At 54.3% G+C, this 19900-nt stretch carries 21 protein-coding genes; 8 read left to right on the forward strand and 13 right to left on the reverse strand.

The genetic code is table 11. The features are described from left to right. The first annotated feature begins 129 nt into the window (after nucleotides 1-129). Entirely contained in the window at nucleotides 130-975 is an 846-nt protein-coding gene (gene sseA / locus FDX19_RS24805) for a 3-mercaptopyruvate sulfurtransferase (protein ID WP_137384798.1), read from the forward strand. Between the two features lie 42 nt (nucleotides 976-1017). Here the strand turns inward: sseA and sseB are convergent, their stop codons facing one another. From sseB to trmJ, 11 genes are all read right to left on the reverse strand, one after another. Beyond that, complete coding sequence (gene sseB, locus FDX19_RS24810; RefSeq protein WP_137384799.1) at nucleotides 1018-1794, reverse strand: enhanced serine sensitivity protein SseB; 777 nt, start codon at nucleotides 1792-1794, stop codon at nucleotides 1018-1020. Between the two features lie 94 nt (nucleotides 1795-1888). Beyond that, nucleotides 1889-3172 (reverse strand): aminopeptidase PepB, encoded by a 1284-nt coding sequence (gene pepB / locus FDX19_RS24815; protein WP_137384800.1) that lies wholly within the window; start codon nucleotides 3170-3172, stop codon nucleotides 1889-1891. 61 nt (nucleotides 3173-3233) lie between these two features. Continuing rightward, nucleotides 3234-3434 carry a Fe-S cluster assembly protein IscX gene (gene iscX / locus FDX19_RS24820; protein WP_137384801.1) on the reverse strand — a complete coding sequence of 67 codons (201 nt, stop codon included), beginning with the start codon at nucleotides 3432-3434 and terminating at the stop codon, nucleotides 3234-3236. An 11-nt stretch (nucleotides 3435-3445) separates the two neighbouring features. Next, nucleotides 3446-3781, reverse strand: a complete 336-nt coding sequence (fdx, locus tag FDX19_RS24825; RefSeq protein WP_003037690.1) for an ISC system 2Fe-2S type ferredoxin — start codon at nucleotides 3779-3781, stop codon at nucleotides 3446-3448. Nucleotide 3782: 1 nt separating this feature from the next. Beyond that, nucleotides 3783-5633 carry a Fe-S protein assembly chaperone HscA gene (gene hscA / locus FDX19_RS24830; protein WP_137384802.1) on the reverse strand — a complete coding sequence of 617 codons (1851 nt, stop codon included), beginning with the start codon at nucleotides 5631-5633 and terminating at the stop codon, nucleotides 3783-3785. Nucleotides 5634-5648: 15 nt separating this feature from the next. Then, nucleotides 5649-6164, reverse strand: a complete 516-nt coding sequence (gene hscB / locus FDX19_RS24835; RefSeq protein ID WP_137384803.1) for a co-chaperone HscB — start codon at nucleotides 6162-6164, stop codon at nucleotides 5649-5651. 108 nt (nucleotides 6165-6272) lie between these two features. Beyond that, nucleotides 6273-6596: an iron-sulfur cluster assembly protein IscA gene (gene iscA / locus FDX19_RS24845; RefSeq protein WP_003835203.1), complete on the reverse strand. Its 324-nt coding sequence runs from the start codon at nucleotides 6594-6596 to the stop codon at nucleotides 6273-6275. Between the two features lie 20 nt (nucleotides 6597-6616). Beyond that, entirely contained in the window at nucleotides 6617-7003 is a 387-nt protein-coding gene (gene iscU, locus FDX19_RS24850; protein ID WP_002913991.1) for a Fe-S cluster assembly scaffold IscU, read from the reverse strand. Nucleotides 7004-7151: 148 nt separating this feature from the next. Then, the gene (iscS, locus tag FDX19_RS24855) at nucleotides 7152-8366 is read right to left on the reverse strand and encodes a cysteine desulfurase (RefSeq protein ID WP_137384804.1); all 1215 of its coding nucleotides are present in this window, start codon (nucleotides 8364-8366) and stop codon (nucleotides 7152-7154) included. 167 nt (nucleotides 8367-8533) lie between these two features. After that, a complete protein-coding gene (gene iscR / locus FDX19_RS24860; RefSeq protein WP_005120405.1) occupies nucleotides 8534-9025 on the reverse strand; it encodes a Fe-S cluster assembly transcriptional regulator IscR in 492 nt (163 codons plus the stop codon). Between the two features lie 242 nt (nucleotides 9026-9267). Then, nucleotides 9268-9999 (reverse strand): tRNA (cytosine(32)/uridine(32)-2'-O)-methyltransferase TrmJ, encoded by a 732-nt coding sequence (gene trmJ / locus FDX19_RS24865; RefSeq protein WP_137384805.1) that lies wholly within the window; start codon nucleotides 9997-9999, stop codon nucleotides 9268-9270. Nucleotides 10000-10117: 118 nt separating this feature from the next. Here trmJ and suhB point away from each other — a divergent pair, with 118 nt between their 5' ends. Next, nucleotides 10118-10921, forward strand: a complete 804-nt coding sequence (gene suhB / locus FDX19_RS24870) for an inositol-1-monophosphatase (RefSeq protein ID WP_003835237.1) — start codon at nucleotides 10118-10120, stop codon at nucleotides 10919-10921. Nucleotides 10922-10991: 70 nt separating this feature from the next. Here suhB and FDX19_RS24875 read toward each other — a convergent pair whose 3' ends face one another. Together FDX19_RS24875 and FDX19_RS24880 are read right to left on the reverse strand one after the other, a co-directional pair. Continuing rightward, on the reverse strand, nucleotides 10992-11972 hold the full coding sequence (locus FDX19_RS24875; protein WP_137384806.1) for a nickel/cobalt transporter: 981 nt from the start codon (nucleotides 11970-11972) through the stop codon (nucleotides 10992-10994). Then, the gene (locus FDX19_RS24880; protein ID WP_137384807.1) at nucleotides 11963-12601 is read right to left on the reverse strand and encodes a DUF1007 family protein; all 639 of its coding nucleotides are present in this window, start codon (nucleotides 12599-12601) and stop codon (nucleotides 11963-11965) included. Before FDX19_RS24880 ends, FDX19_RS24875 begins: the two co-directional genes overlap by 10 nt. Before the next feature lie 417 nt (nucleotides 12602-13018). On the opposite strand from FDX19_RS24880, the gene FDX19_RS24885 reads away from it, so the two are divergent. The 6 genes from FDX19_RS24885 (at nucleotide 13019) to FDX19_RS24910 (ending at nucleotide 19805) form a co-directional block, all read left to right on the forward strand. Beyond that, the gene (locus tag FDX19_RS24885) at nucleotides 13019-14002 is read left to right on the forward strand and encodes an autoinducer 2 ABC transporter substrate-binding protein (protein ID WP_006683457.1); all 984 of its coding nucleotides are present in this window, start codon (nucleotides 13019-13021) and stop codon (nucleotides 14000-14002) included. Nucleotides 14003-14105: 103 nt separating this feature from the next. Then, nucleotides 14106-15614, forward strand: a complete 1509-nt coding sequence (locus FDX19_RS24890; RefSeq protein ID WP_137384808.1) for a sugar ABC transporter ATP-binding protein — start codon at nucleotides 14106-14108, stop codon at nucleotides 15612-15614. Then, nucleotides 15607-16596, forward strand: a complete 990-nt coding sequence (locus tag FDX19_RS24895) for an ABC transporter permease (RefSeq protein WP_137384809.1) — start codon at nucleotides 15607-15609, stop codon at nucleotides 16594-16596. Before FDX19_RS24890 ends, FDX19_RS24895 begins: the two co-directional genes overlap by 8 nt. Before the next feature lies 1 nt (nucleotide 16597). Next, the gene (locus FDX19_RS24900; RefSeq protein WP_047409495.1) at nucleotides 16598-17551 is read left to right on the forward strand and encodes an ABC transporter permease; all 954 of its coding nucleotides are present in this window, start codon (nucleotides 16598-16600) and stop codon (nucleotides 17549-17551) included. A 17-nt stretch (nucleotides 17552-17568) separates the two neighbouring features. Next, the gene (locus tag FDX19_RS24905) at nucleotides 17569-19206 is read left to right on the forward strand and encodes an FGGY-family carbohydrate kinase (protein ID WP_137384810.1); all 1638 of its coding nucleotides are present in this window, start codon (nucleotides 17569-17571) and stop codon (nucleotides 19204-19206) included. After that, complete coding sequence (locus tag FDX19_RS24910; protein WP_137384811.1) at nucleotides 19203-19805, forward strand: SIS domain-containing protein; 603 nt, start codon at nucleotides 19203-19205, stop codon at nucleotides 19803-19805. Before FDX19_RS24905 ends, FDX19_RS24910 begins: the two co-directional genes overlap by 4 nt. Nucleotides 19806-19900 lie beyond the last annotated feature (95 nt).

The raw sequence follows: 19900 nt of genomic DNA on the forward strand, positions 1-19900 counted from the left end.
GCAAGTGAATGATGTTGTCTGAATTTTAATGATTAATGTGGTTCGGCCTGACAAATCAGCCTCTTTTACTTGTCGCTTTCCAGTAAACATCCGACAATTTGCCGAAACCTGGTAAAAATGGAGATGCCTATGACTACCGCCTTCTTTGTCGCTGCCGACTGGCTTGTCGAACATATTGACGACCCGGAAATACAAATTCTTGATGCCCGGATGGCACCTCCAGGCCAGGAAGATCGCAATGTTGGCGAGGAATATCGCGCAGGCCACATTCCTGGCGCTGTCTTTTTTGATATTGAAGCCCTCTCTGACCACACCTCCCCCTTTCCGCACATGATGCCACGCCCGGAAGCCTTCGCCGTCGCCATGCGCGAGTTAGGCGTGCACCAGGATAAGCACCTGGTGATATACGATGAAGGTAACCTGTTCTCTGCCCCGCGGGCATGGTGGATGCTGCGGACATTTGGCGTTGAAAATGTCTCAATTCTGGCTGGCGGTTTGGCTGGCTGGCAGCGCGATGAACTCCCCCTGCAGACAGGAAATGTTGATTTGCCCGAAGGTGAATTTGACGCAGCATTCGCGCCTGAAGCGGTTGTACGCGTGACCGATGTGCTGCTGGCCAGCCATGAAAAAACGGCGCAGATCGTCGATGCTCGCCCGGCTGCGCGTTTTAATGGCGAAGTTGACGAGCCGCGTCCTGGTCTGAAACGTGGTCATGTGCCGGGTGCGCTTAACGTACCGTGGACAGAGCTGGTTCGTGACGGCGAACTGAAAACCACCGATGAACTGGATGCTATTTTCTTCAGCCACGGCGTGAGCTTTGACCGCCCCATTATCGCCAGCTGCGGCTCCGGCGTAACGGCTGCCGTTGTCGTGCTGGCACTTGCCACGCTGGGCGTTTCTAACGTCGCACTGTATGACGGCGCATGGAGCGAATGGGGAGCGCGCAACGATTTACCGGTAGAACCGAAATTATAAAGCTGGAAATGCCGGATGGCGCTTAGCTATCCGGCCTACAATTTAGATAATCCGGTTCTGTTTAAAGTCGCGCAGGAAACCGCCCCAGCGGCGTTCGTAGAACGGTGCAATGTGCTCGGTGATAAAGTGGCTGACGCCCTTCTCACCTTTATTCACCTGGCAGATATCAATAGGTTCATCGCCCGGTAACGTGTCAGTTGCGACGCTGCCAGTAGCATGAATAATCTCTTCGATATCACCATCGGCTTCAATACCAATCAACAGGTTCGGCTGAGCATCCGCGCTCTCTTTAATTGAGCAGAGAAATGCGCGCTTCACCGGTTTAATGGTTTTAAACAGCGTGGTCAACGAGTCAATCATCTGCGCGGGCGGTTCGGCAACTTCGGAGAGGATTAGCGATTCACCGCCTTCCAGTACTTCCTGAGTACTCAGAGGGTTGCCTTCTTCCCCCATCAGCAGACTGATTTCGCGTGGCATAAACTCTTTGCCGGTCGGCAGCTTAGCATTGAGAAACAGCGTTTCGCCGAGCGTCATTTCAAACAACGTACGCACCGGCATTACGACAAACGCTTGTTCATCTTCCACCGCCTGCTGCAGGGCTTCCAGAGAGGTGAAGAACGGAATCACCGTCGTGCCGTCTTCTTTTTCCCAGTGCTGCAGATCCAGCGCACTGTCCTCAACCACCGCTTCACCTTCTGCGGCAGTACCCGGTACCCAGACAGTAGACTCCAGCAACGTGCGGAAAAAGGCCGGACGGTGCGCTGGCTCAGTCGCTGCTTGTTCCAGCAACGTTTCTAATTCGTTTTTTGTTTCGGACATAAGGATCACAATAGAGAAGCATGTAGGGCGGGCAAGCGAAGCGCCCCCACCGTTATCTTGCCGGATAGCGCTAACGCTTATCCGGCCTACATAATTAAGCGGTTAACAAATTCGCAATCGTGCGCACACCCAGACCGGTTGCGCCCGCAGACCACTGCTCAACCGGCGCTTTGCGATAGGTTGCGGAGCAGTCGATGTGCAGCCAGCCTTGCTGGTAGTTTTCCACGAAATGGGACAGGAAGCCCGCCGCAGTACTTGCGCCTGCCGGGTAGGCCGCGCTGCCGGTGTTATTCAGCTCGGCAAAGTTAGACGGCAGCTGGTTACGGTGGAATTCCGCCAGCGGCAGACGCCAGAACGGTTCATTTTCTTGTGCAGCACTTGCCAGCAGGCGAGCAGCCAGTTGGTCATCAAAGCTAAACAGCGCGTGGTAATCATTACCCAGTGCTGTTTTCGCGGCACCTGTCAGCGTGGCAGCATCAATAATCAGCTCCGGTTTCTGCGCACTGGCGTCGATCAGGCCATCCGCCAGAACCAAACGACCTTCTGCATCGGTGTTCATCACCTCAACGTTTTTACCGTTGCGATAGTGAATAATATCGCCCAGTTTAAAGGCATTACCGCTAATCAGGTTATCCGCGCAGCACAGATACAGCTTCACACGCTTGTTCAGACCGCGAGTAATAGCAAATGCCAGTGCGCCAGTTACGGTTGCCGCACCGCCCATATCGGACTTCATTGAGTCCATAAATGCGCTTTGTTTGATGCTGTAGCCGCCGGAGTCAAAGGTGATGCCTTTGCCAACCAGACACGCATAAACCGGCGCTTCTTTATCGCCAGTTGGGTTGTAGTCCAGCGCCAGCAGCACCGGCGGACGTTCGGAGCCGCGTCCCACGGTATGCAGTCCCATGTAGTTCTGCTCACGCAGATCTTCACCTTTGGTGATGCGGTAAGAGACGTTATCGCACGCGACAGAGCACAGCAGATCAACAGCCCGCTGCGCCAGTTGTTCCGGGCCCAGCTCTTCCGCCGGGGCGTTAATGGTATCGCGCACCCAGTCGATAATTTTCAGACGGTTATCCAGCTCTTTGCGCTGGGCTTCGTCCAGAGCAGCCCACTCAACTTTGCGGCTGCCTTTCGGCCCTTTATAGCCCTGCCAGAATGCCCAGCTGCGCTCGGTATCCCAGCCTTCACCGTCCAGTTGAACGTGTTTAATCCCCAGGCCGTCAATTTTACGCGCGGCGCGCTGGATAAGGCCAAGGTCATCTTTTCCGTTCAGGTGCAGGGTAATGCCGTCATTATTGATACTGTATGTTGCCTTTTCACCCCAGCGGGCATCGGCAGGTTGCGTGGAAAGCGTAATTTTCATGGCTTCTGTCATTTTATTTATCCTTATTTTCGCGCATACAGGAAAACGGGCCACCCGTGGGCAGCCCGTTGACTTATTCGGCTTCGTCCAGCCAGACCAGCAAAATGGCCTCAAGGATTTTTTCGTTCGATGCCTGTGGATCATCATCGAACGCTTCCAGGTCACAGATCCATTGGTGCAGATCGGTGAAACGAACGGTCTTGGGATCGAGATCGGGGAACGCGTCGTACAACGCCTCGCCGATTTCGCGGCTATCGGTCCACTTCAGTCCCATACTACCCTCTGTTAATGCTCACGTGCATGATTGATTGTGTAACGTGGGATTTCGACCACTAAATCGTCCTCAGTGACCCGCGCCTGACAGCTCAAACGGCTCTCCGGCTCCAGACCCCAGGCTTTATCCAGCATGTCGTCTTCTTCTTCTGTGCTTTCCGGCAAAGAATCAAAACCTTCACGTACGATGCAGTGACAGGTCGTGCAGGCACAGGATTTCTCACAGGCGTGTTCAATCTCGATGCCGTTACGCAGGGCAACGTCGAGAATCGTTTCGCCAGTCTCAGCTTCCAGAACTGCGCCATCGGGACAGAGATCCTGATGAGGCAAAATAACAATCTTTGGCATATTAAACCTCGTCCACAGAATGGCCTTTCAGCGCGCTACGGACAGACTTATCCATGCGGCGAGCGGCGAAATCCTGGGTTTGTTTGTCTACGTTTTTAATGGCTTGTTCGATAGCGTCAACATCGTCGCCCTGTGCAACCTCGCTCAAATGCGCGGCGGCGGCGTCGATAACTTGACGTTCTGCGGCGCTTAACAGCGCGGCATCAGCAGCGAGCGCACCGGACAGGCTTTCCAGTACACGTGCTGCTTCGACTTTTTGTTCTGCCAGCATACGCGCTTTTACATCCTGCTCGGCAAAACTCATCGAATCCTGAATCATAGAGGCGATTTCGCTGTCCGTCAGACCGTAGGACGGTTTGACCTGGATGGAGGATTCAACGCCGGTGGATTTCTCCATGGCGGTCACACTCAACAGGCCATCGGCATCCACCTGGAAGGTCACGCGGATATGCGCTCCACCCGCAGGTAGTGCCGGGATGCCGCGCAGTGCAAAACGTGCCAGCGAACGGCAGTCCTGCACCAGCTCACGCTCGCCCTGCATCACGTGAATCGACATCGCCGTTTGCCCGTCTTTAAAGGTGGTAAAGTCTTGTGCCCGCGCCACCGGAATCGTGGTGTTACGCGGGATCACTTTCTCCACCAGACCGCCCATGGTTTCCAGTCCCAGGGACAGCGGGATAACGTCCAGCAACAGCATTTCGCTGTCCGGTTTATTGCCAACCAGAATATCGGCCTGGATAGCCGCGCCGATGGCAACGACTTTATCCGGATCAATCGAGGTCAGCGGCGTACGGCCAAAGAATTCGCCGACGCGTTCACGCACCAGCGGCACGCGCGTTGAACCACCGACCATCACCACTTCCAGAACGTCTTGCGCCTCAACGCCAGCATCTTTCAGTGCGCGGCGGCAAGCCAGCAGCGTGCGCTTAACCAGTGCGGAAATCAGTTCATTAAAGGTTTCACGGGTGATTTCACCCTGCCATCCCGCCACGTTAACGGTGACAGAGTCCGCATCGCTGAGCGCTATTTTAGCGGCAATCGCGGCATCCAGCAGTTCGCGCTGTACGCGGTTATCGCTGCGATCGGCCACGCCCGCCTGCTCGCGGATGTAGTCGGCCAGCAGATGGTCAAAATCGTCGCCGCCGAGTGAGGAATCACCACCGGTCGCCAGCACTTCAAACACGCCACGGCTCAGGTGCAGAATAGAAATATCAAATGTACCGCCGCCGAGGTCATAAACGGCAATGACACCTTCCTGACCTGAATCCAGGCCATAGGCGATTGCAGCAGCAGTCGGTTCGTTCAGCAGACGCAGCACATGCAGGCCCGCCAGACGCGCAGCATCTTTCGTGCCCTGACGCTGAGCATCATCAAAGTATGCCGGAACGGTGATCACCACGCCGTCCAGTTCGCCGGACAGCGCTTCGGTTGCCCGTGCGGCCAGCGCTTTCAGAATGTCAGCAGAGACGCGTACCGGATTGAGTAAGCCAGCAGCAGTTTCAATCATCGGCAGACCGTTCTCACTCGCCTGGAACGTATAAGGCAAATGCGGGTAGCGCGCCTGAATATCCGCCAGCGAGCGGCCCATCATGCGTTTTACCGAACTGACGGTATTTGCCGTATCCAGCGCCGCGTTAGCACGCGCATCGTAACCGACTGAGTAGCCCTGCTGCTGATAGTGAACCACTGACGGCAACAGGTGGCGACCTTCGTGGTCGGCCAGCGTTTCGGCCTGGCCGCTGCGTACGGTCGCAACCAGGGAGTTGGTGGTGCCTAAATCGATGCCTACCGCCAGACGACGCTGGTGCGGCGCAGCGCTCAGACCAGGCTCACTAATTTGTAATAAGGCCATTTTCGCTTCCGGAAATTAAAAATCGAGCAGTTTTTCTTCGAGTTGTTCTGCACTGCTTCGCAGTTTATCGAGAAAACGCAGCTTACGCACGGTATCTGCCGCCGCGTCCCACGTCTCGCTATCCAGCTGTTCTACCATCAATTGATGGCGAACATTGTACATGTCGCTGACGCGTTGCATAAACGCATCTAAACGTTGACTGTCTTTTGCCTGCTCAATCTCATCCAGCTCTTCACGCAGCTCCAGCTGTTCCATCAGGAAAGCAGTGTCGCGCACCGTGTGCTGTTCACTTCTGATATCAAAGCCGTGTAAAGACAGTAAGTATTCGGCGCGCATCAAGGGATGACGCAGCGTTTGCCAGGCCTGGTTGATAGTGGCGGACTGCGAAACTGCAGCAAGTTGTTCCGCCTGAGAACCGCTGGCGAATTTATCAGGATGATACTGACGTTGTAGATCCTGAAAACGTAGGCTCAGCGCCTGAGTATCGAGCTGATAACGGGCCGGTAAGCCAAAGAGGGTGAAGTAGTCCATAACATTCTCAGGGCATCGATTCTCTGTTGTTCGATGAGGCAAAACCAGAGAGTCAGGTAAAACAAACCCCACGCGCAGGCGACCACGGTGGGGTTATCAGTAAGCGCGTTACACGTGGAAGCTTTCGCCGCATCCACATTCGTCTTTCACGTTCGGGTTAGTGAACTTAAACCCTTCGTTCAGACCTTCTTTGACGAAGTCTAACTGCGTACCGTCGAGGAATTGCAGGCTCTTACCGTCGATCACGACTTTTACGCCTTTGTCTTCAAACACGGTATCTTCAGCCGCCGGCTCGTCAACAAATTCCAGTACATAGGCCATACCTGAGCAGCCGGAGGTTCTCACGCCCAGACGCAGACCAAACCCTTTACCGCGGTTTGCCAGGAAGGTATTTACACGCGCTGCTGCACTGTCGCTTAAGGTAATCGACATAATAAAACCTCAACTCTTAATTATTTTGCTTCACGTTTGCTTTTGTAATCCGCAATCGCGGCTTTAATCGCGTCTTCAGCCAGAATAGAACAGTGAATTTTCACTGGTGGCAGTTCAAGTTCGTCTGCGATATCGGTGTTCTTAATCGCCTGTGCTTCGTCCAGTGATTTCCCTTTTACCCATTCGGTAACCAGAGAGCTGGAGGCAATAGCGGAACCGCAGCCGTAAGTCTTGAAACGCGCGTCTTCAATGATACCCTCATTGTTGACTTTGATCTGCAACTTCATCACGTCGCCACAGGCCGGTGCACCCACCATGCCGCTGCCCACGTTCTCGTCGCTGTTGTCAAAAGAGCCCACGTTACGTGGATTCTCGTAATGATCGATTACTTTTTCGCTGTAAGCCATGCTGAATTCTCCTTATTTGTACCCTAAATAATTCGAGTTGCAGGAAGGCGGCAAGGGAGCAAATCCCCAGGAGCGTACATAAGTACGTGACTGGGGTGAGCGAGCGCGGCCAACGCATCTGCAACTTGAAGTATGACGGGTATACCGATTAATGATGTGACCATTCAATACTGTTCAGATCCACGCCCTGCTTGAACATTTCCCACAGCGGAGAAAGGTCGCGCAGACGGCCGATGGAGTTACGAACCAGATTGATGGCATAGTCAATCTCTTCTTCGGTAGTAAAACGACCTAAAGAGAAACGAATTGAGCTGTGCGCCAGCTCGTCAGTCATTCCCAGTGCACGCAGCACGTAGGAAGGTTCCAGGCTTGCAGAGGTACATGCAGAACCGGAAGATACCGCCAGGTCTTTCAGCGCCATAATCAGCGACTCGCCTTCAACAAAGTTGAAGCTGACGTTGAGAATGTTCGGTGCGCCATGCTCGAGGTCACCGTTGAGGTACACCTCTTCCATGTCTTTCACGCCGTTCCACAGACGGTTACGCAGACCGCGCAGACGCGCCATCTCGGTTTCCATCTCTTCTTTGGCGATACGGTAAGCTTCACCCATACCGACAATCTGGTGAACAGGCAGCGTACCGGAGCGCATGCCGCGCTCGTGACCGCCGCCGTGCATCTGCGCTTCGATACGGATACGCGGTTTACGACGCACGTACAGCGCGCCGATACCTTTCGGGCCATAGATTTTGTGGCCGGAGAAGGACATCAGGTCCACTTTCAGCTGGCTCAGGTCGATAGGCAGTTTACCTACGCTCTGGGTCGCATCAACGTGATAGATGATGCCGCGAGCACGGCACATTTCGCCGATCTTCGCAATATCCTGTACCACGCCGATTTCGTTGTTCACGTGCATGATGGACACGAGAATGGTGTCATCACGCATCGCCGCTTCAAGTTCTTGAAGGTCGATAATACCGTTACGCTGCGGGGCGAGGTAGGTGACTTCGAACCCTTCGCGCTCCAGCTGACGACAGGTGTCCAGCACGGCTTTGTGTTCGGTTTTGCTGGTGATGATGTGCTTGCCTTTTTTCTGATAAAAGTTGGCTGCACCTTTAATCGCCAGGTTATCGGATTCAGTCGCACCGGAAGTAAAGACGATTTCACGCGGGTCAGCGCCCACGAGGTCGGCAATCTGGTTACGGGCGATATCTACCGCCTCTTCAGCCTGCCAGCCGAAACGGTGTGAACGAGACGCTGGGTTACCAAAGTTTCCGTCCAGGGTCAGACACTGCATCATTTTCTCGGCAACACGCGGGTCCACCGGCGTGGTTGCGGAGTAATCGAGATAGATCGGTAATTTCATTGCTCTATAAACTCCGTACATCGCTTCAATGCAAGGAATCAGGCAACCGGCTGGATGTACGACCGAGTTAACGGGATGTCTGACATCCCGGCCTGATTCTGAAATACTTTTTACGCTTCATCTTGCTGGTTGCTTTGATGCAAGCAGAAGATAGTGCGTAATTTTTATTAGGCACGCAGTTTGACGTCGATAGCGTCTTGCGTACGGGTGCTGCGTGGAGCGTCATGCGTGTGCTGGCGACCAGACACATCGAGGACTTCCTGATTATTTACCAGTTCGCCCAACGTAATGTTGTTGAGGAAACCGGTCAGGCGGTCGCTAAGATCGCGCCACAGCGCGTGGGTCAGGCACTTATCACCGCCCTGACAACCGCCTTTACCCTGGCAACGGGTCGCATCTACAGACTCGTCAACAGCGCTAATCACTTCACCTACTGCGATGCTGCCTGCATCTTTACCCAGCAGATATCCGCCGCCTGGTCCGCGTACGCTGGAAACCAGACCGTTTTTACGCAAACGGGAGAACAACTGCTCCAGATACGACAGGGAAATGCCCTGACGTTCAGAAATATCAGCCAACGGTACCGGGCCCGTTTCGGAGTTGAGCGCAACGTCCAACATTGCGGTCACGGCATAACGCCCTTTTGATGTCAGTCTCATGTCTTACTTAGCCTCAAACTCGCCCCTGCCCGGGGTTTTTTATTGTAAAATGGGGGTATTGCATAGCAGGGGCAAGTCTGACATTCCCGACTAAATCAGTCAACTATTTACTTGACTAATTTAGTCAGGTATTTTGCGTTCCGTGCGGTATTCATTTCCCGGATGGCGCTTCGCTTATCCGGTCTACAAATCGTGCGGCCTGTAGGCCGGATAAGCGAAGCGCCATCCGGCGTAAAGACAGGTTACTTCCCTTTATTCTGTTGTTCAATCGACGCTAAAATCCCGCGCAGGATATTCAGTTCCTGGCTCTCCGGACGCGCGCGAGTAAACAGACGACGCAGCTTGTTCATCACCTGCCCCGGATGGCCTTCACGGATAAACCCGGTCGACAGCAGTGTCTGTTCCAGATGACCGTAAAAACGTTCTAAATCATCGACCAGTGGATACTGGGTTTCTTCATAGTCAGCTGCTTTACCGCTTTCCTGCGTTGCCAGCCAGGCCATGCGGACTTCATAAGAGATGACCTGGACCGCCATCGCCAGATTGAGCGAACTGTATTCCGGGTTCGCGGCAATAGCGACGTGATAATGGCATTTTTGCAGTTCTTCGTTAGTCAGACCAACGCGTTCACGACCAAAAACCAACGCCACCGGCGTATTTGCCGCTTCAGCAACGCTTTTTAAACCACACTCACGCGGATCCAGCATCGGCCACGGCAACGTGCGGGAACGCGCGCTGGTTCCGACAACCAGACTACAACCCGCCAGCGCTTCATCGAGCGTGTCGACGATTTGCGCACTGCCAATCACATCACTGGCACCAGCCGCCAGAGCGATAGCCTGGGAGTCCGGTTTTACCAATGGATTTACCAGCCACAGATTGGTTAAACCCATCGTTTTCATTGCGCGGGCAACAGAGCCCATGTTGCCAGTGTGAGACGTTTCCACCAGCACGATTCGAATATTTTGCAGCATTGTATTTCTTCGGCTAAAGATTATTCGACCATATTATCATAAAACGAAGACATAATCCGAACTCGCTGCTATACTCTGCGCCGTTTTCCCGTTCTTTAACATCCAGTGAGAGAGACCGATGCATCCGATGCTGACCATCGCCGTGCGCGCAGCGCGCAAGGCGGGTAATGTAATTGCCAAACACTACGAAACCCCAGACTCTGTAGAAACCAGCCAGAAAGGCAGCAATGATTTCGTGACTAACGTCGATAAAGCCGCCGAAGCGATTATTATCGAAACGATCCGCAAATCTTACCCACAGCACACCATCATCACCGAAGAAAGCGGTGAACATGTTGGTGAAGATTTGGATGTTCAATGGGTTATCGATCCACTGGATGGCACCACCAACTTCGTAAAACGTCTGCCGCACTTCGCGGTATCCATCGCAGTACGCATCAAAGGCCGTACTGAAGTTGCCGTTGTTTACGATCCAATGCGTAATGAACTGTTCACCGCGACTCGCGGTCAGGGCGCACAGCTGAACGGCTACCGTCTGCGCGGCAGCACGGCTCGCGATCTGGATGGCACCATCATCGCCACCGGTTTCCCGTTCAAAGCGAAGCAACACGCCGCTTCTTATATGAAAATCCTCGGTAACATGTTCACCGAATGCGCGGACTTCCGTCGCACCGGTTCTGCTGCGCTGGATCTGGCTTACGTTGCCGCTGCACGCGTTGATGGTTATTTTGAAATTGGCCTGCGCCCGTGGGATTTTGCCGCTGGTGAACTGATTGCCCGTGAAGCTGGCGCACTGGTTTGTGACTTTACCGGTGGTCATAACTACATGGCGACTGGCAACATCGTTGCAGGTAACCCGCGCGTCGTTAAAGCCATGCTGGCGAACATGCGTGACGAACTGAGCGACGCGCTGAAGCGTTAATCTGCTGTGGTGCCGGATGCGACGCTCTCGCGTCTTATCCGGCCTACAATTCATACTATACCGCTCTAACCTAAAACGGTCTTATCCCCCGCCCCACCGGCACCGCGCTCATCCACATCACTACCGCAGCAGCAATCAACACCGCGCCTCCGGCTAATGCCAGCGTTGTCCAGCCAATCTGCCGCCACAGTACCGGCGCGCTATTGCCACTGAGTTTCACCGCCAGCGAGCGGAAACTGTGCACCAGTAAAGCTAACGATGTGATCGTCAGTGACGTTCCAGCCGCCATGGCCAGCGCCGATGCCATCCCCCAGCTAAAAACGCCAACCACTTTACTAAACAGTAAGACCATGATTGCCCCCGAGCACGGGCGCATTCCCATAGATAAAACGATCATCAGCCGGGCGCGCCAGTCATCACCGCTTTGCAGCTGTTGAGGATCTGGCACATGCTGATGCCCGCAGCCACAACCCTCGTGATGCACATGATGCGGCGTGAAGGCAGTGAATTTTGGGCGGCGCAGCAGTTGGCGCAATTTCTTCAGCGCACGGACGCACAATAAAACGCCCCCCCCCCCCACCAGTGCATAACTCCCTTTCTCCAGCCAGAAACTACTCATATGTAGCTGTCGTGCGGGCAACTGCAAGATGGTAAGCACCACAACCACCAGCCCGATGGCGACCAGTCCCTGTAACAACGAAGACGCCAGCGTCAGGCCAATACTCGACTTCAGCTTCGACGGATGGGTCGCGAGCCAGGTGGTAATAACAATTTTGCCGTGTCCCGGCCCCAGCGCGTGGAGTACCCCATACAGGAAACTAAACAGCAGCAGCGATCCCCCGGCCCGGGCCGGATTAGCAGCAACCGCCTTGAGCAACCCACTCATCTGCTGGTTAACCTCGCGCTGCCAGACGATACTTTTCAGCATCACCTGCGGCCAGGACTGCCATAGCCACAGCACGCCGCCTGCAGCCAGCAGTAAAAACACCGCCAGCGGCCATAGCATGAGCCAGCGACGTCCGGCTTTGCGTTGTTGATAAACTACTGACATTGCAGCGTCACCGTCTGTGCAAACTGTTTACCTAATTCCATATCCTCCGGCGGCGCATCTTCTTTATCCAGCGACTGTGCAAAACTCAGCGTTTGTTCATTCGGCGTCGGCGTATGCACGGAAATCCGGCATTGCTGGCGTAGGGGCTGCGCCAGAGAGGCATCACTGTCTTTGTCATAGCTCATATCGACGTAATAGGTCGGATCGAACGTTGAAATGCTATATTTTTGTCCGCTCAACGGCTGCGGCTCTGCCAGCGGTAGCACAAACGTCAGCACCGCCTGGTGATCCTCACGCTCCATGCCATATTCCGTCGGCCGATTTTTAAACTTTACCTTTTGTCCCGCATGCCACACTTCAGTAAAATAGTGCTGCCCAAGGACGTTGGCCATCACTTCTGCCGCCAGTTTTTTCCAGATCTCATCACCCGGTTTGGCATTCCCCGCATCATAAAGCAGATCAGCCGAGGTGATTTCATCCATCGTCCAGCGCATTTTCAGCGCTACAAACTGGTTATTTTCACTCACTATCTCAGTTTTCAGATGGATAAAACTGTGGGGATGCGCACCGACATTAAAAGACAGGATAGCCAGGATCAACGTGACAATGATGCGTTGAACGCGTTGCATGAGTTCTCCACGGTAACAATACAGGCCGCCACAATGATAACGTCCTGGGCGAAAAGAGTGGTGAGCATATCATCGAACGGAAAAATGTTGAGCACCCTTTTCCGGTATCGATTCAGTTCTCAATTTCGACATTTTATTATTTTCCCGTCACCGTAAAAACGACGATTCATGGCTTCAATTTACGTCAAATGATGCATAAATGTTAATTATAAGTTTCATATTAATGAATTATTAACAAATATAGCGTCAGATAAAATCTAAATCCCATCAAATTTAACCTAAAATTAACTTAAAATTATCCAATAATTAACAAAAATGGACATAGATCACATTCATCAAACTTATGATTCATTCCCTCTTCCATTCGTTGTTAACTTCACGCCGTAACATGCCCTGCCCCCTACTAAAGGTACAACTATGAAATTCAAACTCGCATTACTCAGCGCAACCCTGGTTTCTGCATGCATGTTGTCCGGCACGTCGTTTGCGGCGGAAAAATATGAAATTGCTGTGGTTGCCAAAGTCACCGGTATTCCGTGGTTTAACCGAATGGAAACCGGCGTGAATGAAGCAGCAAAAAAACTCGATGTAAATGCTTACCAGACCGGCCCGTCAACACCAGATCCGGCACAGCAGGTAAAAGTCATTGAGGATCTGATCGCTAAAAACGTGAATGCGATCATCGTGGTTCCTAACGATGCCAAAGTCCTCGAACCCGTACTGAAAAAAGCACGCGATAAAGGCATCGTGGTCCTGACGCACGAATCTCCGGACGAGCACATCGGCCAATGGGATATCGAAACGATTGATAGTGAAAAATACGCGCAGGCCAACGTCGATGAATTGGCGAAAAATATGGGCGGCAAAGGGGGATATGCTATCTATGTCGGCTCGCTGACGGTGCCGTTGCATAACGCGTGGGCGGATTATGCAATTAAGTACCAGAAAGAAAAATATCCGGAGATGTTCGAAGTCACCTCCCGTTTACCCGTCGCGGAAAGCATCGATAAGTCCTATGCCACCACGCTGGATCTGATGAAAACTTACCCGCAGATGAAAGGCATTATCGGTTTCGGCTCGCTGGGTCCTATCGGTGCAGGCCAGGCCGTGCAGAAAAAACGCGCCAAAGATAAAATCGCCGTCGTCGGGATCGCCATGCCGGCACAGGCTGCGCCTTACCTGATGCGTGGCGACATCAAAAAAGCGCTGCTGTGGGATCCGAAAGACGCGGGCTACGCGCTGGTAACGGTTGCCGATCAGCTGCTGCAGGGCAAAGAAGTCAACGCCGATTTGAGTATCGATGGTTTAGGGAAAGCCGATATCGACACGGAGAAGAAAGTGATCCGCTTTAACAAGATCCTCGAAGTCACCAAAGACAACGCACAATCACTCGGTTTCTAAGGCCTTAGCCAACACCAGGGAACCTTAACGCCGACCGTCTGGTCGGCGCTATCTACCAAACTAACACTCAGCGTCCCCCAGGACGCTCGCAGGGGTATTGTCCATGACAGACACCACCGCATTTATCACTCTTGAGAATATCAGCAAACAATTCCCGGGCGTGCTGGCGCTGGATAAGGTGAATTTGACGCTGAAAAAAGGCGAAGTTCACTGTCTGGCGGGTCAAAACGGTTGTGGTAAAAGCACCATTATTAAAGTGATCTCCGGGGTCTATAGCCCTGAAAAAGGCGCACAAATTTTACTCGACGGTAAATTGTTCCATCACCTGACACCCCAGCTCTCTTCCCACTATGGTATTCAGGTTATTTATCAGGATTTGTCGTTGTTTCCCAATTTTAGCGTCGCGGAAAACATCGCGGTCAACCGTTATCTGCCCGGTGGCGATATCTGGGTACGGCGTGGTGCCATGAAGCAGCAGGCGCTGGCGGCCATGAAGCGCATCGGTGTGAACATCGATCCCGATAAAAAAGTTGAAAAACTCTCGATTGCCGACCGACAGCTGGTCGCTATTTGCCGGGCAATCGCCGCCGATGCCCGACTGGTCATTATGGACGAGCCCACCGCCTCGCTAACCCGCCAGGAGGTTAATGGCCTGCTGCGGGTAGTAAACGAACTGAAAGCTGCCGGAATTTGCGTGGTGTTTGTCAGCCATCGTCTTGATGAGGTGATGGAAGTGGCGGACCGAATTAGCGTGATGCGCGACGGTAAACTGGTGGGGACATTCCCGGCCAGCGAACTCGACAGCCACGAACTGGCCTTCCTGATGACCGGACAACGCTTCCACTACAGCCCACTGCCCGAAAGGCCTGCCATTGAGCAGGAACCGCTGCTGGAGCTGCGCAATCTCAGCCGTCGGGGCAAATACCAGAACATTAATCTGTCGCTGCACGGCGGCGAGATAGTTTCCATTGTGGGTCTGCTGGGTGCCGGGCGCACTGAGCTTTGTCTGAGCCTGTTTGGTATGACGCACCCGGAAAGCGGCGAGATTCGCATTAACGGTCAGCCGGTTACTCTGCGCAATAACCATGACGCCATCAAACACGGGATCGGCTATGTCTCAGAAGATCGCCTGACGCAGGGGCTTATCATGGAGCAGTCGATCTATGACAACACCATCGTCACGGTATTTGACCAACTGCACACCCGCAGCGGCCTGCTCGATCATCACAAAGCGCAAAAGCTGGTCGCTGACCTGATCCGTGAGCTGAACATTAAAGTCTCCGATCCACATCTGCCGGTCAAAACCCTTTCCGGCGGGAATGCCCAGCGTATCGCCATTGCTAAATGGGTGGCGACCAATCCGCGCATCCTGATCCTCGACTCGCCTACCGTTGGCGTGGACATCGCCAACAAAGAAGGCATTTATCAGATAGCCCGCGACCTGGCGGAGCAGGGGATGGCGGTACTGATGATTTGCGATGAAATTCCGGAAGCGTATTACAACAGCCATCGCGTGCTGGTGATGCGCCGCGGCAAGCTGGTGGCGGAATTTAATCCTCATCAATGCCGTGAAGAGGAGATTGCTGAAGTGGTCGAGGTCATTAATGAATAGTCTGCGTTTCTCCCGTTTAATCGGGCAACATGAGTTCTGGCTGGGCCTGCTGGTTGTAGCCCTTGCCGTTGGGCTGAGCATCAGCACCGACGAGTTTCTGTCACTGGGGAACCTGACAGATGTGGCTACCAGCTACGCGATTCTTGGCATCCTTGCCTGTGGGCTGTTTGTGGTACTGATTTCCGGTGGGATCGACATCTCCTTCCCGGCGATGACCGCCATTGCCCAATACGCGATGGCCAGTTGGGTGATCGGCCACGGCGGCAACTTCGCACTGGCGTTAATCATCGCGATTGCGGTAGGTCTGTTGCTTGGACTGATCAATGGCTTCCTGGTCTACTGGCTGCGCGTTCCGGCGATCATCATTACTATCGCCACGCTGAACGTTTATTACGGCCTGCTGGTTTACACCACTAAAGGCACCTGGCTGTATGGCTTCCCGGACTGGTTTATGAACGGCATTAACTGGTTCTCGTTCACTGCGGCGGATGGCTATGACTACGGTTTGACCCTGCCCCTGCTGTGCCTGGCTGCGGTGATCATCTTTACCGCCGTGCTGATGAACTATACCCGTCTTGGCCGTCAGGTTTACGCCATGGGCGGCAACCGCGACGCGGCCTCGCGTCTGGGACTGAACCTGCTGAAACTGCATTTCTACGTGTATGGCTATATGGGCATTCTGGCGGGCGTGGCCGCCGTGGTGCAGGCGCAAATCACCCAGTCTGTAGCACCCAATTCGCTGCTCGGCTTTGAGTTGACGGTGCTGGCGGCGGTCGTGCTCGGCGGAACCAGCATGAGCGGTGGACGCGGTACGTTGACCGGAACGTTGCTTGGCGTGGTCCTGCTGGCCTTCTTACAAAACGGCCTGACGCTGCTCAGCGTCTCCTCTTACTGGCATACCGTGTTCAGCGGCGCCATTATCCTGGTCAGCATCAGCGCCACGGCCTGGAACGAAAAACGCAAACTGGCAAGGGAGCTTTGAGATGAAAACAATCGCCAGATTTTTACCCGGTGATGCCATCATTCGCCTGCAATGCGTCATTATTGTGGTCGTCGCGCTGGTCTTCTCGGCCCTGCTCGGCAGCCGTTTTTTCAGCGTCGCTAACTTCCAGTCGATCGGCTCGCAGTTACCTATCCTCGGCATGCTGGCCCTGGGGATGGGCATGACCATGCTGACCGGCGGCATTAACCTGTCGATTATTGCCGGGGCGAACGCCTGCTCGCTGGTGATGGCGGCGATTATCGTCACCCATCCGGATAACCCGCTGTTTCTGGTGCTGGCACTACTGGCAGGCGCTGCCGTCGCGGTTGCCATTGGTACCCTGAACGGCGCGCTGATCGCCTGGGTCGGTGTATCCCCCATTCTCGCCACGCTCGGCACCATGACGCTTATCTCCGGGCTGAATATTCTGCTGTCTAACGGGACGGTCATCTCCGGCTTCCCGACGGCGATTCAATATCTTGGCAACGCAACGATTGCCGGCATTCCGGTGGCGCTGCTGCTCTTTTTCCTCGTGGCGATCCTGCTGTGGGTTCTGCTCGAACACACCACATTGGGGCGCAGCCTGTATCTCGTCGGCTCCAATGAACAGGCAACCCGCTACAGCGGCGTGAATACCGTACGGGTACAAATTTCCGTGTACGTGATTTCTGCCCTGCTCGGCTGGGTCGCCGCCATTCTGATGATGGCGAAATTCAACTCGGCAAAAGCCGGATACGGTGAATCCTACCTGCTGGTGACCATCCTCGCTTCCGTGCTCGGCGGCATCAACCCGGATGGCGGCTTCGGGCGCATCGTCGGCCTGGTGCTGGCGCTGATTGTGCTGCAAATGCTGGAAAGCGGCCTTAACTTGCTGGGGGTCAGCAGCTATCTGACGATGGCGCTGTGGGGCGCGGTGCTGATCCTCTTTATCGCATTACAGAATCGTAAAGCCTGATTTCAGGAGAAAAAATTATGGCAAGTTACTTTATTGGTGTGGATGTCGGAACCGGTAGCGCCCGTGCAGGCGTGTTTGATCTCAACGGCAGAATGGTCGGTCAGGCCAGTCGGGCCATCGAGATTTACCGCCCGCAAGCCGATTTTGTTGAGCAGTCATCCGATAACATCTGGCAGGCGGTGTGCAACGCGGTTCGCGATGCCATCAACCAGTCGGATATCAACCCGATTCAGGTGAAAGGGTTAGGCTTTGACGCGACCTGTTCTCTGGTGGTGCTGGATAAAGAAGGTAAGCCACTGACCATCAGCCCGTCCGGGCGCAGCGAACAGAATATCATTGTGTGGATGGACCACCGCGCCATTACCCAGGCCGACCGCATCAACGCCCTGCATCATCGGGTGCTGGACTACGTCGGCGGCATTATTTCTCCGGAAATGCAGACGCCAAAACTGCTGTGGCTGAAACAGCATATGCCCAATACCTGGGCCAATGCGGGTTACTACTTTGATTTGCCAGACTTCCTCACCTGGCGTGCGACCGGAGACGACACGCGATCGCTGTGCTCAACGGTCTGCAAATGGACCTATATGGGCCATGAAGACAAATGGGATGCCAGCTACTTCCGCCAGATCGGGCTGGAAGATTTACTGGAGCACGATGCTGCCAAAATTGGCCGCTACGTAAAAACCATGGGTGAACCGCTCGGTCATGGGCTGTCAGCACGCGCCGCCAGCGAAATGGGGCTGATTCCTGGGACCGCGGTCAGCGTATCGATCATCGATGCGCACGCCGGCACTCTCGGTACACTCGGCGCCTGCGGCGTTTCCGGCGAAGTGGCAGACTTCGACCGTCGTGTCGCACTGATTGGCGGTACCTCCACGGGTCATATGGCCATTTCCAAAGAGCCTCGTTTTATCAGCGGCATCTGGGGCCCATACTACTCTGCCGTTCTGCCGGGGTATTGGCTCAACGAAGGCGGACAGTCAGCGACCGGGGCGTTAATCGACCACGTTATCCAGTCGCATCCGTGCTACGAAACCCTGCTGGCGCAGGCGAAGTCTCAGGGGCAAACCATTTATGAAGTGCTGAATGCACTGCTGCGTAAAATGGCCGGTGAGCCGGAAGATATCGCATTTTTAACCCGCGACATGCATATCCTGCCCTATTTCCACGGCAACCGCTCACCGCGCGCCAACCCAACGCTCACAGGGGCAATCACCGGACTGAAGCTATCCCGCACGGCGGAAGATATGGCGTTGCAGTATCTGGCGACTATCCAGGCCATTGCCCTGGGGACACGTCATATTATCGAGACGATGAATCAAAGTGGTTACACCATCGATACCATTATGGCCAGCGGCGGCGGTACAAAGAACCCGATCTTCGTTCAGGAACATGCTAACGCCACGGGTTGCGCAATGTTGCTGCCAGAAGAGAGCGAAGCCATGCTGCTGGGTGGCGCGATGATGGGCACCATCGCGGCAGGTGTTTTTGACACCCTCCCGGAAGCGATGTCGGCGATGAGTCGTATTGGTAAGACGGTCACCCCACAAACTAACCGTATTAAGCAGTACTACGATCGCAAGTACCGGGTATTCCACGAGATGTATCAGGACCACATGAAATACCGCGAGCTGATGCAGGAGGACGCATGAGTAACGCCTGGTCTCAGGCCACCGACGTATTTCAGCTCTATAGCGATGCCCTGGCGAGTCTGGGGCAGCATCTGACTGAACCTGTGTGGCAGTCGTTGATGGCGGAGCTGCGCGGTTGCCAGGGGAAAATCGTCGTCACCGGCGTCGGCACCTCCGGCATTGCCGCGCGTAAAGTGGCGCATATGCTTGCCTGCGTGGAGCGTCCGGCGATTTACCTCAATGCCACCGACGCCGCACATGGCGATCTGGGTTTTTTACGCGCCGACGATCTGGTCATCATGCTGTCACGCGGGGGCAATTCGGATGAACTTACCCGGCTTCTACCCGGACTGGCAGCGAGAAATGTGCCTATCCTGAGCATCACTGAAAACGTCGATTCAGCCATTGCTAAAGCATCGAGACTGGTGATATCCACCGGCGTACAGCGCGAAGCCGATCCGCTAAACATGCTGGCAACCACGTCCATTATTCTGGTGCTGGCGATATTTGATGCCGCCTGCGCCTGCCTGATGAGCGAAAGCGGCTACTCAAAGGAGACGCTGTTATCTGTGCATCCAGGCGGTGATGTGGGATTAACGCTGAGCCGTGGGCAGGCGTGATGGAGAACATGTGATTCCGGCTCAGGGTTCCGTTCACCTCAGCGCTCTGACTTTCAGCTATATCCTTTTTGCTGTTCAAACATGTTCAAATAAAA

The organism is Citrobacter sp. wls619, assembly GCF_005281345.1.
Classification (GTDB): domain Bacteria; phylum Pseudomonadota; class Gammaproteobacteria; order Enterobacterales; family Enterobacteriaceae; genus Citrobacter.

What these genes read in the sequence shown, in the direction of transcription:
- sseA (WP_137384798.1), top strand. Translation starts at nt 130, where the DNA reads ATGACTACCGCCTTCTTTGTCGCTGCCGACTGGCTTGTCGAACATATT.
- sseB (WP_137384799.1), bottom strand. Translation starts at nt 1,794, where the DNA reads ATGTCCGAAACAAAAAACGAATTAGAAACGTTGCTGGAACAAGCAGCG.
- pepB (WP_137384800.1), bottom strand. Translation starts at nt 3,172, where the DNA reads ATGACAGAAGCCATGAAAATTACGCTTTCCACGCAACCTGCCGATGCC.
- iscX (WP_137384801.1), bottom strand. Translation starts at nt 3,434, where the DNA reads ATGGGACTGAAGTGGACCGATAGCCGCGAAATCGGCGAGGCGTTGTAC.
- fdx (WP_003037690.1), bottom strand. Translation starts at nt 3,781, where the DNA reads ATGCCAAAGATTGTTATTTTGCCTCATCAGGATCTCTGTCCCGATGGC.
- hscA (WP_137384802.1), bottom strand. Translation starts at nt 5,633, where the DNA reads ATGGCCTTATTACAAATTAGTGAGCCTGGTCTGAGCGCTGCGCCGCAC.
- hscB (WP_137384803.1), bottom strand. Translation starts at nt 6,164, where the DNA reads ATGGACTACTTCACCCTCTTTGGCTTACCGGCCCGTTATCAGCTCGAT.
- iscA (WP_003835203.1), bottom strand. Translation starts at nt 6,596, where the DNA reads ATGTCGATTACCTTAAGCGACAGTGCAGCAGCGCGTGTAAATACCTTC.
- iscU (WP_002913991.1), bottom strand. Translation starts at nt 7,003, where the DNA reads ATGGCTTACAGCGAAAAAGTAATCGATCATTACGAGAATCCACGTAAC.
- iscS (WP_137384804.1), bottom strand. Translation starts at nt 8,366, where the DNA reads ATGAAATTACCGATCTATCTCGATTACTCCGCAACCACGCCGGTGGAC.
- iscR (WP_005120405.1), bottom strand. Translation starts at nt 9,025, where the DNA reads ATGAGACTGACATCAAAAGGGCGTTATGCCGTGACCGCAATGTTGGAC.
- trmJ (WP_137384805.1), bottom strand. Translation starts at nt 9,999, where the DNA reads ATGCTGCAAAATATTCGAATCGTGCTGGTGGAAACGTCTCACACTGGC.
- suhB (WP_003835237.1), top strand. Translation starts at nt 10,118, where the DNA reads ATGCATCCGATGCTGACCATCGCCGTGCGCGCAGCGCGCAAGGCGGGT.
- FDX19_RS24875 (WP_137384806.1), bottom strand. Translation starts at nt 11,972, where the DNA reads ATGTCAGTAGTTTATCAACAACGCAAAGCCGGACGTCGCTGGCTCATG.
- FDX19_RS24880 (WP_137384807.1), bottom strand. Translation starts at nt 12,601, where the DNA reads ATGCAACGCGTTCAACGCATCATTGTCACGTTGATCCTGGCTATCCTG.
- FDX19_RS24885 (WP_006683457.1), top strand. Translation starts at nt 13,019, where the DNA reads ATGAAATTCAAACTCGCATTACTCAGCGCAACCCTGGTTTCTGCATGC.
- FDX19_RS24890 (WP_137384808.1), top strand. Translation starts at nt 14,106, where the DNA reads ATGACAGACACCACCGCATTTATCACTCTTGAGAATATCAGCAAACAA.
- FDX19_RS24895 (WP_137384809.1), top strand. Translation starts at nt 15,607, where the DNA reads ATGAATAGTCTGCGTTTCTCCCGTTTAATCGGGCAACATGAGTTCTGG.
- FDX19_RS24900 (WP_047409495.1), top strand. Translation starts at nt 16,598, where the DNA reads ATGAAAACAATCGCCAGATTTTTACCCGGTGATGCCATCATTCGCCTG.
- FDX19_RS24905 (WP_137384810.1), top strand. Translation starts at nt 17,569, where the DNA reads ATGGCAAGTTACTTTATTGGTGTGGATGTCGGAACCGGTAGCGCCCGT.
- FDX19_RS24910 (WP_137384811.1), top strand. Translation starts at nt 19,203, where the DNA reads ATGAGTAACGCCTGGTCTCAGGCCACCGACGTATTTCAGCTCTATAGC.